At 64.6% G+C, this 14,209-nt stretch carries 10 protein-coding genes; 3 read left to right on the top strand and 7 right to left on the bottom strand.

What is annotated here, in order from left to right:
- Positions 1-53 precede the first annotated feature (53 nt).
- Complete coding sequence (locus ACRQHG_RS03160; protein WP_435719478.1) at positions 54-2,543, top strand: LacI family DNA-binding transcriptional regulator; 2,490 nt, start codon at positions 54-56, stop codon at positions 2,541-2,543.
- A 130-nt stretch (positions 2,544-2,673) separates the two neighbouring features.
- Here ACRQHG_RS03160 and ACRQHG_RS03155 read toward each other — a convergent pair whose 3' ends face one another.
- Both ACRQHG_RS03155 and pepN read right to left on the bottom strand, forming a co-directional pair.
- Positions 2,674-3,798 carry a hypothetical protein gene (locus tag ACRQHG_RS03155; RefSeq protein ID WP_435710815.1) on the bottom strand — a complete coding sequence of 375 codons (1,125 nt, stop codon included), beginning with the start codon at positions 3,796-3,798 and terminating at the stop codon, positions 2,674-2,676.
- 222 nt (positions 3,799-4,020) lie between these two features.
- The gene (gene pepN / locus ACRQHG_RS03150) at positions 4,021-6,573 is read right to left on the bottom strand and encodes an aminopeptidase N (protein WP_435710817.1); all 2,553 of its coding nucleotides are present in this window, start codon (positions 6,571-6,573) and stop codon (positions 4,021-4,023) included.
- A 100-nt stretch (positions 6,574-6,673) separates the two neighbouring features.
- Here pepN and ACRQHG_RS03145 point away from each other — a divergent pair, with 100 nt between their 5' ends.
- On the top strand, positions 6,674-7,270 hold the full coding sequence (locus ACRQHG_RS03145; RefSeq protein WP_435710818.1) for a mycothiol-dependent nitroreductase Rv2466c family protein: 597 nt from the start codon (positions 6,674-6,676) through the stop codon (positions 7,268-7,270).
- Between the two features lie 30 nt (positions 7,271-7,300).
- Here ACRQHG_RS03145 and ACRQHG_RS03140 read toward each other — a convergent pair whose 3' ends face one another.
- The 5 genes from ACRQHG_RS03140 to ACRQHG_RS03120 all read right to left on the bottom strand — a co-directional run bounded on the left by ACRQHG_RS03140 (position 7,301) and on the right by ACRQHG_RS03120 (position 13,531).
- On the bottom strand, positions 7,301-7,993 hold the full coding sequence (locus ACRQHG_RS03140; RefSeq protein ID WP_435710819.1) for a response regulator transcription factor: 693 nt from the start codon (positions 7,991-7,993) through the stop codon (positions 7,301-7,303).
- Positions 7,990-9,267, bottom strand: a complete 1,278-nt coding sequence (locus ACRQHG_RS03135) for a sensor histidine kinase (RefSeq protein ID WP_435719477.1) — start codon at positions 9,265-9,267, stop codon at positions 7,990-7,992. Before ACRQHG_RS03135 ends, ACRQHG_RS03140 begins: the two co-directional genes overlap by 4 nt.
- A 90-nt stretch (positions 9,268-9,357) precedes the next feature.
- Positions 9,358-10,188, bottom strand: a complete 831-nt coding sequence (locus ACRQHG_RS03130) for an ABC transporter permease (protein ID WP_435710821.1) — start codon at positions 10,186-10,188, stop codon at positions 9,358-9,360.
- Positions 10,185-11,225, bottom strand: coding sequence for an ABC transporter ATP-binding protein (locus tag ACRQHG_RS03125; protein ID WP_435710823.1), 1,041 nt, complete (start codon positions 11,223-11,225; stop codon positions 10,185-10,187). The genes ACRQHG_RS03130 and ACRQHG_RS03125 overlap by 4 nt, the downstream gene beginning before the upstream one ends.
- Before the next feature lie 260 nt (positions 11,226-11,485).
- Positions 11,486-13,531, bottom strand: a complete 2,046-nt coding sequence (locus tag ACRQHG_RS03120; protein ID WP_435710825.1) for a M13 family metallopeptidase — start codon at positions 13,529-13,531, stop codon at positions 11,486-11,488.
- A gap of 218 nt (positions 13,532-13,749) precedes the next feature.
- On the opposite strand from ACRQHG_RS03120, the gene ACRQHG_RS03115 reads away from it, so the two are divergent.
- The gene (locus ACRQHG_RS03115) at positions 13,750-14,196 is read left to right on the top strand and encodes a ribose-5-phosphate isomerase (RefSeq protein ID WP_284883669.1); all 447 of its coding nucleotides are present in this window, start codon (positions 13,750-13,752) and stop codon (positions 14,194-14,196) included.
- Positions 14,197-14,209: the final 13 nt, after the last annotated feature.

The following is a 14,209-nucleotide window of genomic DNA, read 5'->3' as shown; positions in this document are numbered from 1 at the left end:
CCCCCCCCCCCCCCCCCCCCCGGCGTCGTCGTACAAGGTAAGAAGGAGGAACAATGGCGGGCATAGGGATGAAAGACGTGGCGAGCCGCGCCGGGGTATCCATCACCACGGTGTCCCACGTGCTCAACGGGACCCGGCGGGTGGCCGAATCCACCCGGATGCGGGTGCTCGAGGCGGCAGCGGAACTGGGCTACTCCAGCCCGCGCACCGTCCGCTCCCTACGTGCCGGGGCCTCACCCGGAATTGCCATTGTGGGAACCCTGCTCGGCAACGCCGGGGGCACGGCGGTCAGCCTGGAGCTGGCCCGCCAGGCCACCGACGCCGGCCTGGTGCCCTTCCTGCTGGATACCGGCGCGAATGTGCATACCGAAGAAGCGGCGCTCAGCGCCCTCATCGCGCACCGTCTGGACGCGGTCATCATCAGCCCCGTACCCGGATGGCGCCGGCATTCGCTGCCGCGGCTGCGCCGCCACGCCATCCCCTTCGCGGTGGTGAACGGGAATGACCCCGCCGTGGTGGCCCCGCAGGTGAGCACCGACTACCAGCAGGGGATCCGCGATATCACCGCCCACCTCCTCGACCACGGGGTGCGCTACCCGGTGCTCTTCTACCCGGACCGGCGCATCGCCAACGGCTCGCAGCATATGCGTGGCTTCGAGGAAGCCCTGGTGGAACGGGGCCACCGGGTGACCCGCCACCAGCTGGTGGGCGCCCATTCCTCCCCGCGGGCGGTGCGCCGCCAGATCGCCCAGGTGCTTGACTCCTGCGCCCATATTGACGCCCTGGTGCTGGGCAGCTCGGCCATGTGCGTGCCCGCCATGGCGGAGATACGGCGCCGCGGCTTGACCCCGGGCCGTGATATTCGCCTGGCCGTTTTCGATGATTCCCACCTACCCGAAGCCCAATCATTCCTGCGCGCCGTTGACCCGGTAGAAGAGGTTGCCGAGCGCGCCATTACCGAAATCACCCGCCTGCTCGGTGACCCGGATGCCGCCGCGGAGCGGCACCGTACCCGACTGGTGCCCTGCACCGTCATCACCGGGCCGAGCTGCGGCTGCCCCACGGCGCCGCAGGAAAGCTCAACGGCGGGAACTGACCAACATCGGCTCTACGCCGCAGCCCACGGGCGCCGGCACGCCGGTTGGGTACCCGACCGTGCCCTCCTCAACGATGAGGGACACAGCCGCTCCCCACTGGCAGCCACGCCGCCCCCAACCCCCTCAACAAAGGAGGCAATCATGACACAGCTCGACCACTTCCCCGACCGTTTCTTCCCCGCCCTGCACGTGCGCCCGAACTTCGGATGGGTCAACGACCCCAACGGCATCCACAAGGTGGGCGATACCTGGCACATGTTCTACCAGTACAACCCCAAGGCGCCCTGGCATGACCACATCCACTGGGGCCACGCCACCTCCACGGACCTCGTCAATTGGACGGCGCAGCCCATCGCCCTCAAACCGCGCCCCGGGCAACCCGATTCGGCCGGCTGCTGGTCCGGCGTGGGCACCGTGCACGAGGGAGTATCCTCGCTGCTCTACACCGCCGTCACCCGCGGGGACGGCCCCTCCGTGACGGTCCTGGCGGAGGAAAACGCTGATAGGAGCGGCTGGGAGCCCACCGGCGTCGTCGCCACCATGCCGCCCATCGAAAACGTGCGCGCCATGCGCGACCCCTTCATCTTCCAGGTGGAGGGACGCACCTACGCCATCCACGGCGGCGGATTCGAGGACGGCACCCCCGTGATCTTCCTCTACGAATGCTCCGATTGGCGCAACTGGCGCTACCTGGACACCCTCCTGGTGGGCGACGACCCGCTCGCCTCCATCTACGCCCCGGCCTCCATCTGGGAATGCCCCCAGCTCATCCAGGTGGGGGAGGCGTGGGTGCTCATCGTCTCCCAGTGGGTGGAAGCGGAAACGCTGATGGATCACCTCACCGGAGTGGCCTACCTGGTGGGCGATCTGGATATGAGCGCCGGGTACCCCCGTTTCGTGCCCCGTGCCGGCGGTGAATTCGACGCCGGGCCCGACTTCTACGCGCCCCAGTGCGTGGTGGACGGGGAGCGCGTGCTCGCCTGGGGCTGGACCTGGGAAGGCTCCGACCGTACCGACGCCGATATCGACGCTTCGGGCTACAACGGTGCGCTGACCTACCCGCGCCAGGTGCGTATTTCCGACGGGCGCGTGTGGACCGAGCCGGCCCCCGAAATCTTCGCGCTGCGCGAAGGCGAGGGCACCGTGGTGACCGAATTGCCCGAGCTGCGCTCCTTCTCCCTGGACCTGGAGGGCAGCGGCACCATCTCGCTGCGCGATTCGGAAACGAACGAAGTGCTCTTCACCGCCGCCGTGAACGCGCCGGCCTCCTTGTGGATGGACGGCTCCCTGGTCGAGCTCTTCCAGGAAGGCACCACCTCTTTCACCCAGCGCATTTACCCGCGCGGCCAGGTTCGGATGGAGGTGAGCGGCGAGCTCACCGTCACCTGCTATCGCCTCTCCGCTTTTAACGACGACGGCGCCCGGCTCCCGCGTGCCTTGCGTTAAGGGGCGGCGCGGCACCGTGTCATAAAAGTAGTAGCGCGCACTAAGCGAAGCGGCGGATACCGGTGGGTATCCGCCGCTTCGGCTTGTATGCGAGGAATGTAGCTTTCCTGCTAGATGGTGGGACTGGTGCCTAGCGGCGCGCCCGCCGGAGCGCCAGCGCCCCGCCCGCTCCGAGGAGCACCGTGGCCGCGCCAATGGCGCCGCCCAGCTCCGCACCCGAGTGGGCCAGCTGCGGCTTGGCCGCATTGGCCTTGGGCGTAGCTGTTGCTGTTGCAGTGGGCGCCGTGGCTGCTGCGGGCGTATTTGTTGCCGTGGGGGCAGCGGTTGCCGGGGCGCCAGGAGCGGAGGGCGCAGCCGGGGTGCCGGTGACGGCCGGAGTGGCCGCGGGGCCGGCTGGCGGCGTCGTCGTAACACCTGGTGCGGAAGGCTGCGCCGGCTGCGCGGGAAGCGGGCGGGCGAGAATCTCATTCAGCTCCGCGATCTTCTTCTCAAGCGCCGCGGCGCGTTCGGTGAGCGTAGCCACGCGGGCCTGCGCCGCCTCGAGCGCCTTTGCCTTCTCGGCGACCTCGGCGCGCGCCGGTGCGGCGGCGGCCTCCGCGTCCTTGATCTGCTGGGCGAGTTCGGCCTCCATCGCCGGGCACTGCGCCTGCGCGCCGCGCAGTTCCTCAATCAGCGGCTTGAGCGTGTAAATCTGGGTATTGAGCTGCTGCTGTTGGGTGCGCAGCTGCTCGAGCTTCTTCTCCAGCGCGTCAATCTGGGCGCTGATTTCCGTCACATCCGCCCCGGCCTGCTGCATTTGCGTGCGCTTGACCACCAGCGCATTTTTCTCATCAATCGTGGCGTATTCGGTTTCCTGAACTTCCTTGAGCGTGGCCTGGAGCTGCGCCAGTTTCTTTTCCTGGCTAGCAATGGCGGGGCCGAGCTTGCCGCACTCGGTGCTCAATTCCTGCTGCTGCGCACGCAACGGGGCAAGGGGAGCTTCCTGGTCCGCGAGGCGCTGGCGCGCGGCGGCGAGGTCTTCTTCCCGGCTCGGAATCTTCGCCTTTTCGGCGGCCAGATCAGCGTTGACCCGAGCCAATTCCACCTCCGCGGCGGCCTTCTCTTCAGCGGCCTTATCCCTGTTCGTATCCGCAGCGGCGCGGGAAAGATTGCTCGTCAGGCTGGTGGATGTGGCCGGGGCACCTAACGCCGCGGCTGGAATGAACATGGCTGTGGCCGCCGCGGCGGCAACGGCCAGGTAACTCGGGTGCTTCATCAGGGTGTCTTCCTCTTCTTTGGGTATGACGGTTTTGCACCACAAGTTTATAGCGAAGTAATAAAAGGATATTAGGAAATGTGATGATAAAAATATCCAAGATAGTTCCAGCTTTGAGGTAGTCGGCGCGGGCTGATTAAATGCCACGGTGCGGGAACCCGTCATGAGTTCCCGCACCGTTTAGGTATCGGAATAATCGGCTACGTGGCTAGCGCCTACGGCCTAGTTCCCAGCCTTCCGGTCGGCTTCCTGGTTGCGCACCGCCCGGGCGGTGCCGTCCACCACTTCGGAGACGATACGCCGGCAGGCCGGCGCCGCATCCGTGGTGGCCAGCCATTCCTGGCCGAGGGCTAGCAGATCCACCCCGAGGTCGGTACGGCCGGCCAGCTGAGCCGGGTAGGCGTACTCGAGCATATTCGAGGCGATTTCCACCGAATTGTTATCCCACATGTCCTTGGCCACCGCGAAGTACTTCTCCGCGTAGGCACGCACGCTCTCCGCGGAGGAACGCCCGGTGCCCAGGGCGAGGTTGCGCTGGCGGGTATTGGTTTCCGGGTGCACGATTTCTTCCCAAACCTTTTCCTTGGCCGCGCTATCGGGCAGCGCGCCTTCGGCCTGGGCCGCGAAAATCTGCCCGAAGGAGGAAGAATCGCGAGCGAACTCGGCGTCAATATCGGCCTGATCGGCCCGCCCGTTAGCCGCCAGGGCGATAAGGATATTCCAGCGGACTTCCTGGTCGACGTCGTACCCTTCCGGAACGGCCACGCCGTCGCGCCACCCGGCAATAAGGCCGAGCTGCTCTTCGCTCACGGCCCGGCGCATCGCCGCACCCATGAGCTGAAGCTGGCGATCCGAACCCGGTGCCGCGGTGAGCGCCAATTCGAAAATGCGCTCGGAAACGGCGGCCGCGAACTCCGTGCGGGTGGCCGGGTTGGAATAGAGCTCCACCGCGGAGTGCAGGGAGCCGAGCACCACGCGCAGTACGGTGCCATCGGTTTCATCCGCCAGTACCGCCAGCGCGATATCGGCGTAGGTGTGGGCGTCGAGTTCGCCGTCGCGCATCATATCCATCGCCGCGAAGACCACCACGGAGCGATCCAGGTGGTTATCGAATTTCTCAAGATTCTCCAGCGCCACCCGGAAGGAATCAGCATCGAAACGGATCTTGGCGTAACCCCAGTCCTGGCTGTTGAGGAGGATAAGATCGGGGCGCTCAGCACCCTGGAAGGACGCGATCTCGGTGCGCTCACCGGCAATATCCACCCATTCGGATTTCACGCAGCGCAGCCCGTCCCCGTCCAGGTCGTAGCCGGCGATGCGGATACGGTGCGGGCGCAGCGAGGAGTTCGCGTCGTTGCTCTGGACCACGGTGAGCCGGTCGATAACCCCGCCGCTGGCCTCCACTTCGGGCCGCAGGGTATTGACGCCGGATTCCTCCAGCCATACCCGGGTCCATTCCTTGAGGTCGCGCCCGGAGGAAGCTTCCAGTTCGGTGAGCAGATCGGTGAGCGTGGCATTGCCCCACTTGTGCTTGGCAATATAGGCCCGCACCCCGGCCAGGAATTGTTCCTGCCCCACGTACGCCACCAGCTGCTTGAGCACCGAAGCGCCCTTACCGTAGGTGATGCCGTCAAAGTTGACGAGCACATCTTCCAGGTCGCGAATATCCGCGGCAATCGGGTGGGTGGAGGGAAGCTGATCCTGTTGGATCGCCCAGGTTTTCTCAGAGGCGAGGAAGGTGGTCCAGGCATCCTTCCAGCGGGTGTTATTCGCGGCGGCCAGGTGGCTCATGAATTCCGCGAAGGATTCGTTGAGCCACAGGTCATCCCACCACTTCATGGTGACGAGGTCACCGAACCACATATGGGCCTGTTCGTGCAGGATGGTGATGGTGCGCCGGTCGATAATCGCACCGGTGGGCTTGGTGCGGAATACGTAGGTTTCCACGATGGTCACCAGGCCCGGGTGCTCCATGGCGCCGGCATTGTATTCGGGGCAGAACACCTGGTCGTACTTGCGGAACGGGTAGGGATGCCCGTAATTCGCTTCGTAATACTCGAAGCCCTGGCGGGTGATGGTGAAAATCTCATCGGCATCTAGGTAGGGGGCCAGCGACTTACGCGCGTATACGCCCAGCGGAATATCGCGCCCGTCGATGGAATGGAAGGGTTCACCTTCCACGCCCTCGTAGGGGCCGGCCACAATCGCCACCAGGTAGGTGGACAGGCGCTCGGTGGGCGTGAAATCCCAGCGTGCCCTGCCTTCGCCCAGGGCCACCGGCTCCGGGGTGGGGGACACGGAGAACACCTTCCAGTTCTCCGGCGCGGTCACCGTGAAGGTGAAATTCGCCTTGAGGTCAGGCTGCTCAAAATTCGCGAAGACCCGCCGTGCGTCCGCCACCTCAAACTGGGAGTAGAGGTAGACCTCGCCGTCGGCCGGATCCACGTAGCGGTGCAGGCCCTCACCGGTGCGCGAGTAGTACTGGGTGGATTCCACCCGCACCGTGTTCTGCGCCGCGAGGTTGGGCAGCGGCAGGCGCGAATCCTGGTAGCTGGCCGGGTCGAGCTCCGCGCCGTTAAGCACCACGCGCTCCACCGACTTCGCGATGAGGTCGAGGAACGTATCGGCACCCGGCGTGGCCTCAAAATCAATTTCGGTAACCGCCGCGAAGGTTTCCTCCCCGGTGGTCAGATCAAGTTCAATGCGGTAATTCTGCGTCGCTACGATCTGCGCGCGTTCCGCAGCTTCTGCGCGGGTGAGATTAGTCCCGGCCATCAAGCTTCCTTTCCTTGGCTTTCAGCACAATTTACGTGAAATCCTACCGGTTCTGGCGCGCCCTTGCCCGCACCGCCCGCTTTCACGCTTGGATAGAACCATGAGTACTCAGGTTGAATTTTGGTTTGATGCAACATGTCCGTGGACGTGGATTACCTCCCGCTGGGTCACCGAGGTGGCCACCGCTCGTGATTTCACCGTCACGTGGCGGCCTTTCTCCCTCGCGATCCTCAATGAGGGCAAAGATATTTCGGAGGAGTACCGCGCCCACGTGGAGGAGGGGCGCGAGACGGCGCTCGTCGCCATGAAAATCGCGCAGCTGGAAGGCAACGACAAGCTCGGCGAGTTCTACACCGCTCTGGGGCAGGCCATTCACGAAGACCGGCGCCCCGTGGGGCGCGAGATTCTTGCCGAAGTGCTCGCGGCCCTCGGCGAAGGTAGCGAATATTTGAACGACGCCGCCCATTACGACGCCGCCCTCCGCGACAGCGTGGCAGCCGGGCTGGCGCTCGTCGGCGACGAGGTCGGCGTGCCCATTATTTCTTTCGACGGCGCGGCCTTCTTCGGCCCCGTCATCTCCCCGGCCCCGCACGGGGAAGCCGCCCTCGCCCTCTGGGATGGCTGCCTCGCCCTGGCTCGCACCCCCGGCTTCTTCGAGCTCAAGCGCTCGCGTACCACGGGTCCGATTTTTAGCTAGCCGCCGCCAGCGCCGCCCGCGGGTGCACGTTTAGATCCACCCGCGGGCCCGGGCGAGCTGCGCCGCCTCGGTGCGGGTGCTCGCCCCGGTTTTCCCAATAGCGGCGGACAGGTGATTACGCACCGTCCCCTGCGAAAGATACAGCTGCGCGGCCATGCTTTTCACGGTCGCGCCGCTGAGCGCCAGCCGCAGCACATCACCCTCGCGCTCCGTGAGCGGATTGGGCCCCATCTGCAAGGCCTGCGCGGCCAACTGCGGATCGATAGCGTAGCCGCCACCCGCAACAGCGCGCAGCGCCGCGGCGAGCTCCTCAGCCGGCGCATCTTTCACCACGAAACCGCGCGCCCCGGCCGCCATGGCGCGCTGCAAATACCCGGCGCGCCCGAAAGTCGTCACAATAACGACGCCGCAGCCGGCCCCCGCCGCCTGCAGAGCCTGCGCCGCCGCGATTCCGTCCACGCGCGGCATTTCAATATCAAGGAGCGCAATATCGGCGCCGGTTTCCGCCACGGTGGGAACGATGGCGCTGCCATCTTCCAGCTGCGCGACTATCTCAATATCCTCTTCCAGGTTGAGGAGCGCCGCCAAAGCCTCGCGCACCATCCGCTGATCATCGGCGATCACTACCCGGATGGGGTGGCGGTGCCCCGTAGCCGCACCGTTGCCCACGTGCGGGTTGGTGGCGGAAGGGGCACCGGTGCCTAGCTGTGCGCCGTCGTTCATAGGATCACCTCCACGCGAGTTCCCGGTTCCAGCCGGGTGACCTCCAGTGTTCCACCGGCGGTTTCCACGCGCTCGCGCAAACCGGTCAGTCCGGTCCCTGCCGGAGCACCCGCGGGGATACCTACGCCGTCGTCCTCCACCCGCAAGCGCGCGCCTGTCTCCCGCTGCTCAATAGTGATGGTGCAATTGCGCGCACCAGAATGACGCACCGTATTCGTGACCGCTTCGCGCACCACCCACGCGAAAAGCTGGGCGGTGAGGAGGGGAAGTTCCGGGGGAGGCGTGAAATGCGCGGTGATACGCGCCGAGCGGAGCAGCGCGTAAGCAGAATCCAGCTCGGCATCGAGGGTGGGCTGGCGCAGGTCGGTGACGGTGGCCCGCACCGTGTCGATAGCGTCGCGCGAAATTTTGAGACTGTCTTCTAATTCAGCGCGGGCCGCCTCCGGATTGCTCTCCAATAATCGCGCGGCCAGTTGAGTTTTTACGGTGATGGCGGTCAGCGAATGGCCCAGCACGTCATGAACCACGGAGGCCAGCTCGGAACGCTGCTCGGAAAGGATGAGCTCCGCGCGCATCCGCGCCGACCGCGTGGCAAATTCTTCCAGCAACCGCGAGATGAGGATGGGGATCATCGGGATAATAATGCTGCCCAGGAACGCGCCCCACAAGAACCCATAGGGGGCCAAGAGGTGGGCCACCGCTCCGCCCGCGAAACACAGCAACCCACACGGAATCCCGGGAATAAGCGGGAGGGAGAAAATCCACATCGCCGCGAAAAACGGTGCGGTAAAAGCAAAACCCAGGGGGAAAGGCGGGATGAGGGTGGCTGATAGCGCCAGGGTTACCGTCCAGAGCAGGAGGGAAACCCAGCGTGGCCAGGTGGGACGCAGATCCGGGAACTGGAAAGCCAAGATATAGAAGAATGCGAACGCGGCCAGCCCGATATAGCCGAGGGTGCGCTCGGCGGGCGAGAGCCCCTGGGTGAAGAGAACTCCCGCGAAAGGAAAGACCAGGAAAATCAGCCAGATCCCGCTGCCGAAGAGCATGGTCAGACGCTCGCGGCGGGTGGTGGGGGCCGCCGGTATCTGGTTAGCGGTGCGCCACATGCGGTTTAAATAATGGCTGGAGGGAGACGACGCGGAGGCAGACAGGGCGGAGGTGGCCGGGGCGGTGCTTGCCGCTGAGACGGTGTTGGCCGATGGGACGGCGCTGGCCGCTGAGACGGCGGGAGACGGGGCGGAGCCGGGTGAAGGAGCGGCGGGGGATGGGGCCATACCATGAGCATAGCGGCCGCGAAGTTCCTCCGCGGCCGCCGCTCGTGCCTGCTGATGTGCTCGCACGTTGCGGTACCTTAGCGCCGTACGCTAGCGCCGCACCGTGGAACGGCGCAGGGCCAGGAGCGCCAGCACCGCGAAGATAAGCGTCCACACCGCCACGTTCCCGATTGCCCAGGCGAAGGATTCGGTGGGAAGGGCCTCCGGCATACCCGGAGTGGCGAAAGCACCGGTAATAATCACGTCCCCGTTCTGAGGCCAGTGCGCCAGCACGCCCGCCCCGTAGAAGGGCGTGTACCGGGCCAGCTCCATCATGGCTCCGCTCAGCGGCATGAAGAGATTACCGAGGAAAGCGAGGAGCACCACCACACCGGAGGCAATGGACACCGCGGTTTCGCTGCGGAGCGCCAGGGCAACGGCGAGGCCGAAGAAAGCGAAGGGGAAGACGCCCACCAGGCACAGCCCGGCGCTCGCGAGCCAGATTCCGGGGGTATCAAATTGCGCGGTGGTCAGAATTCCGAGGAGGAAGGTCGCGCCGATGGGGAGGCAGGCAATGAGGAGGCTGACGATAATTTTGCCCGCCAGGTAGTCTCCGCGGCGCATGCCGGTCAGGGACAGGTGGCGGCCCCAGCCGCTGTCATGTTCCACGGCGGCGGCGCCCGCCATGGACGTCGCGGCGGTGGCTGCCCCGTAGAGGGCCAAGCTCACCATGACGTAGGCGGCGATGGTGCCGCCGGGAATGTGCTTGTCCGTTCCCGGTGAGGCCACTCCGAAAACCGCGAAGATCACGAGGGGGAGGGCGATAAGAAAGATAAGGGAGTCCACCATCCGCAGATTTCGCCAGAGTTCGTGGCGGATATAGGAGAAGAAGATACTGGTGCGGGAACGGGGCGCGGCCGGGCTGGCTATGAGGGTGGTCATGAGAGGGCTCCTTCGGGTGTCGCGGTGGCGGGCGAATCGGGGTGCGGGGAGGCTGTGAGGCTGAAGAACGCATCTTCGAGGCTGGCGGCGGAGATCTGGAGATGGGAGCCGAGCCCTTCGCCAAGAATGACGGCGGCAAGCCGATCGGAATCAGCCACGGTGAAACGCACCAGGTCACCGTCTCGTTCCACCGTGTCGGCGCCGGTGCGCCGGGCCAGCTCTTCCGGAGTGACGGTGGCCTGCGGATTCCAGATGACGGTGAGGTGGTGGCGTTGCTGTGCGGTAATCTCCGCGACGCTCCCGTCAGCTACGATGCGCCCGTTATTCATGAGGATGACCCGCTCGGCGAGGTCCTGGGCCTCCTGGAGGTAGTGGGTGGCGAAAATAATGGTGCGTCCGCGGGCGGCGTCAGCCCGAGTATGCTCCCAGAAGTCACGGCGTGCCGTGGCATCCAGCCCCGCGGTGGGCTCGTCGAGGATGAGTAGCTCCGGGTCGGATAGCAGGGCGGCACCGAAGCGGATGCGCTGGATTTGCCCGCCAGAGCATTTGGCGATTTTCCGGGAGGCGAAGTCGCTCATGCCGGCGCGTTCAATAACGTCGCTCACCGGTAGGTGGAAGGGGAGGCAGTCGGCGAGGAAGTGAAGGGTTTCCGCGGCGGTGAGATCACGGAGCATTCCACCGGTCTGCAGCATGGCGCCGATGTGCCCGGTGAGGGCCGGGGAGCCGGGAGTCTGGCCGAAAACTTCCAGGGTGCCGCGGATGGGTTTGGTGAAGCCGAGGACCATATCGAGGAGCGTGGTTTTCCCGGCGCCGTTGGGGCCGAGGAGCGCCACGATCTCGCCGGTGTCGATTCGGAGGTCGATATTATCGACGGCGCGTACGTTCCCGAAAGAACGGCTGAGGGCGCGGGCGGAAACGGCTGGCTTTGTGGTGCCGGCTGGCTGCATTGCGGCGGCCGGCTGTGCGGTGCGGGCTGGGGGCGTCGCTTGTTCCGGCCGGGCCGGGTGGGCCGAGTTGGCCGCTGGTCTTGTGTTCATGCCATCAGTGTAAAAATGGGCGGCGGGGCGCCGGAACTGCCATGCATCACCAATTCTTCATGACAGATGTCATGGATAGGTGGCCTGGTCAGTCCGGCACTCCGCCGCCGTAACGCCGTGGCAACTAGGCGCGCGTTAGCGCCGTCGTCGTGCTATTTCGGCACCGTGCGATGCCCTGCACGCTACTTCGGCCGCGCATATGGAATGGTGCGTATGCGCGGTATCGCGCACGCAATATGCCGTGCGCAGGAAGAGCGCTTTTACCAAATACGCACGCGTTCTTCCGGGGCGAGGTAGAGGCCGTCGCCTTCTTCCAGGCCAAAAGCCTGCGCGAAGGCGTCGATATTTTTCACCGTGCCGTTGCACCGGAATTCGGACGGGGAATGCGGGTCGATGGCGATGAGCTGGCGCGCCCATTCGTCACGGTTCTTGCCCTGCCAGATCTTGGCGAAGGACAGGAAGACACGCTGGGCGCCGGTGTAGCCGTCAATCACGGGGGCGCTTTCCAGAGTGAGGCCCTCGCGTTCCAGGTGAATCTCATAAGCCTTGAGCGCGATGGACAAGCCGCCCAAATCCCCGATGTTTTCACCCTGGGTGAGCTCACCGTTGACGTGGAAGGCCTCATCCCCGTTCAACTGGGCCGGAATATAGGAATTGAATTGCGCGATTAGAGCCGCGGTGCGCTTCTCAAATTCGGCGCGGTCCTCATCCGTCCACCAGTTGTTGAGGGAGCCGTCCGCATCGAACTTCGAGCCCTGGTCATCGAAACCGTGCCCGATTTCGTGGCCGATCACCGCGCCGATACCGCCGTAATTGAAGGCTGCATCGCGATCCTGCTCGAAGAACGGCCATTGCAAAATAGCGGCGGGGAATACAATCTCATTCCACTGCGGGTTGTAGTAGGCATTGACCGTTTGCGGATTCATATGCCATTCGCTGCGATCAACTTCCTTGCCGAGCTTGGCGATATTTTCCTCCACCTCAAATTCGCAGGCGGCGCGAATATTGGCCAGCAGATCCGTGCCGATCTGCATGGAGGAATAATCCTTCCACTTGTCGGGGTAGCCGATCTTCGGCGCGAAAGTATCCAGCTTGGCCAGGGCGCGCTCCTTGGTGGCGTCACTCATCCAGTCAAGGCCCCGGATAGAAAGCCGGTAGGCATCCAGGAGATCCGCGACCAGCTGATCCATGGTGGCTTTGTGTTCGGGCGGGAAGTAGGAGGCCACGTAAAGCTGACCCACAGCTTCGCCGAGCACGCCGTTGACCAGCTGCACCGCGCGCTTCCAGCGATCGCGCTGCTGGGTGGTGCCGGCGAGCACCTTGCCGTAGAAATCGAAATTCTTTGCGTCGATCACTTCGGGCAGGTAGGAGGCACGCGCCAGCAGAATGCGCCAGCGGGTGTATTCCTGCAAGGTTTCCAGCGGGGTTTCTTCCCACAGCTGCGCGGCAGCCTGGAGCGCCTGCGGGGTGGTCACAATAATGGTGCCGAGCTGATCGGGGTCATAACCGATAGCGCGCAGCGCGGTAGCCCAGGGGAATTGCGGGGCCGAAGCCACGAAATCCGCGAAAGGCATCGGGTTATTGACCTTATCCATATCCCGGGCATCCGTGCGGCTCATATGCGCGGCGGCGAGTTTCGTTTCCACATCGATAACGCGCGTGGCTGCGGCCGTGATGGCGGGGCTGGGCTGGGTGGCTGCTTCATCAAAAGCCAGCTGGGCTAGTTGCGGCACAAAATCCCGGTAAGCATCCAGCATCGGAGCGAATTGTGCTTCGCGGTAATAGGCTTCATCGGGCAAGCCCAGGCCGGACTGGCCGATGGAAAATTCGTTCACATTGGGATTGGCCAGGCTGGGGGACACGCCAACCCCGAAGAAGCTATCCACCCCGGTGCGCATGAGCGCGCCGATCACGCGGGCCAGATCTTCCTTTGTTTTCGCACTAGCCACCGGGTCAAGATCAGCGGCGAGGGGAGCGGTGCCCTTCTCATTAATCGCAGCGGTATCAATAAAGGAACGGTAGAGGGCTACGACCTTCGCCAGCGATTCCGCCGGAACACCCGGCGCGGAATCCGCGGCCGTTTCCGAAGGAGTAGCGCCCGCTGCATCAGCGGCCTTTTCGATGAGCTCACGCACGTGGAGCTCAGCTTCATCGCGCAGATCAATAAAGGAACCCACCGACACCTGATCGGCCGGAATTTCCTTCTCACGCAACCAGGTGCCGTTGACGGCACGGAAAAGATCATCCTGGGGGCGCACCGAAGTATCAGCGCCCGAAAGCACAGCATGCAAAGCAGTATCAGTCATGTGTCCAGGGTAGTGGACGCCTACGACACTTTAAATAGCGCATCGCCACGGGCGCAGCTTCCCGTTCCCGCCGGGCCCGCGCTACTGGCGCCGGCCCGCGCCACCGCACCGTCGCGGCGCACCGTGGGCGCCGTATGCACCCTTGGCCCCGTGGGCGCCGTCGCCGCACCATCCTCAAAGTAAAAGTGACAAGCGGCACAATAGGATAGGATTGCTGCATGCGAGTACATATTGGAACAGATCATGCCGGTTTCGAACTCAAGGAATTCCTGGTGGAGAAGCTCGAAGCGAGTGGCTACGAAGTTGTTGACCACGGCGCGAAAACCTACGACGCGCTCGATGATTACCCCGCCCCGTGCATTGCCTGCGGGCAGGGCGTTGTGGACGATGCCGGGTCGCTGGGCATCGTGCTGGGTGGCTCCGGGAACGGCGAGCAGATTTCCGCGAATAAGGTGCGCGGGGTGCGCGCCATCCTCGCCTGGAATGAAGATACGGCCAAGCTCGGGCGCGAACACAATAACGCCAACGTCATTTCCATCGGCGCGCGCCAGCACACCCAGGAAGAAGCCTGGAACCTGGTCAAGCTTTTCCTGGAGACGCCCTTCAGTGAAGACGAGCGCCACCAGCGCCGTATCGACCAGATCGCGCGGTACGAAGGCGCCTAAAGCGGTATGAGGG

The organism is Actinotignum vesiculae, assembly GCF_051267215.1.
GTDB lineage: Bacteria > Actinomycetota > Actinomycetes > Actinomycetales > Actinomycetaceae > Actinotignum > Actinotignum schaalii.
This window is presented reverse-complemented; position numbering and strand designations above follow the sequence as displayed.

Coding starts and splice junctions, on each gene's coding strand:
- ACRQHG_RS03160 (WP_435719478.1), top strand. CDS start 54: ATGGCGGGCATAGGGATGAAAGACGTGGCGAGCCGCGCCGGGGTATCC.
- ACRQHG_RS03155 (WP_435710815.1), bottom strand. CDS start 3,798: ATGAAGCACCCGAGTTACCTGGCCGTTGCCGCCGCGGCGGCCACAGCC.
- pepN (WP_435710817.1), bottom strand. CDS start 6,573: ATGGCCGGGACTAATCTCACCCGCGCAGAAGCTGCGGAACGCGCGCAG.
- ACRQHG_RS03145 (WP_435710818.1), top strand. CDS start 6,674: ATGAGTACTCAGGTTGAATTTTGGTTTGATGCAACATGTCCGTGGACG.
- ACRQHG_RS03140 (WP_435710819.1), bottom strand. CDS start 7,993: ATGAACGACGGCGCACAGCTAGGCACCGGTGCCCCTTCCGCCACCAAC.
- ACRQHG_RS03135 (WP_435719477.1), bottom strand. CDS start 9,267: ATGGCCCCATCCCCCGCCGCTCCTTCACCCGGCTCCGCCCCGTCTCCC.
- ACRQHG_RS03130 (WP_435710821.1), bottom strand. CDS start 10,188: ATGACCACCCTCATAGCCAGCCCGGCCGCGCCCCGTTCCCGCACCAGT.
- ACRQHG_RS03125 (WP_435710823.1), bottom strand. CDS start 11,225: ATGAACACAAGACCAGCGGCCAACTCGGCCCACCCGGCCCGGCCGGAA.
- ACRQHG_RS03120 (WP_435710825.1), bottom strand. CDS start 13,531: ATGACTGATACTGCTTTGCATGCTGTGCTTTCGGGCGCTGATACTTCG.
- ACRQHG_RS03115 (WP_284883669.1), top strand. CDS start 13,750: ATGCGAGTACATATTGGAACAGATCATGCCGGTTTCGAACTCAAGGAA.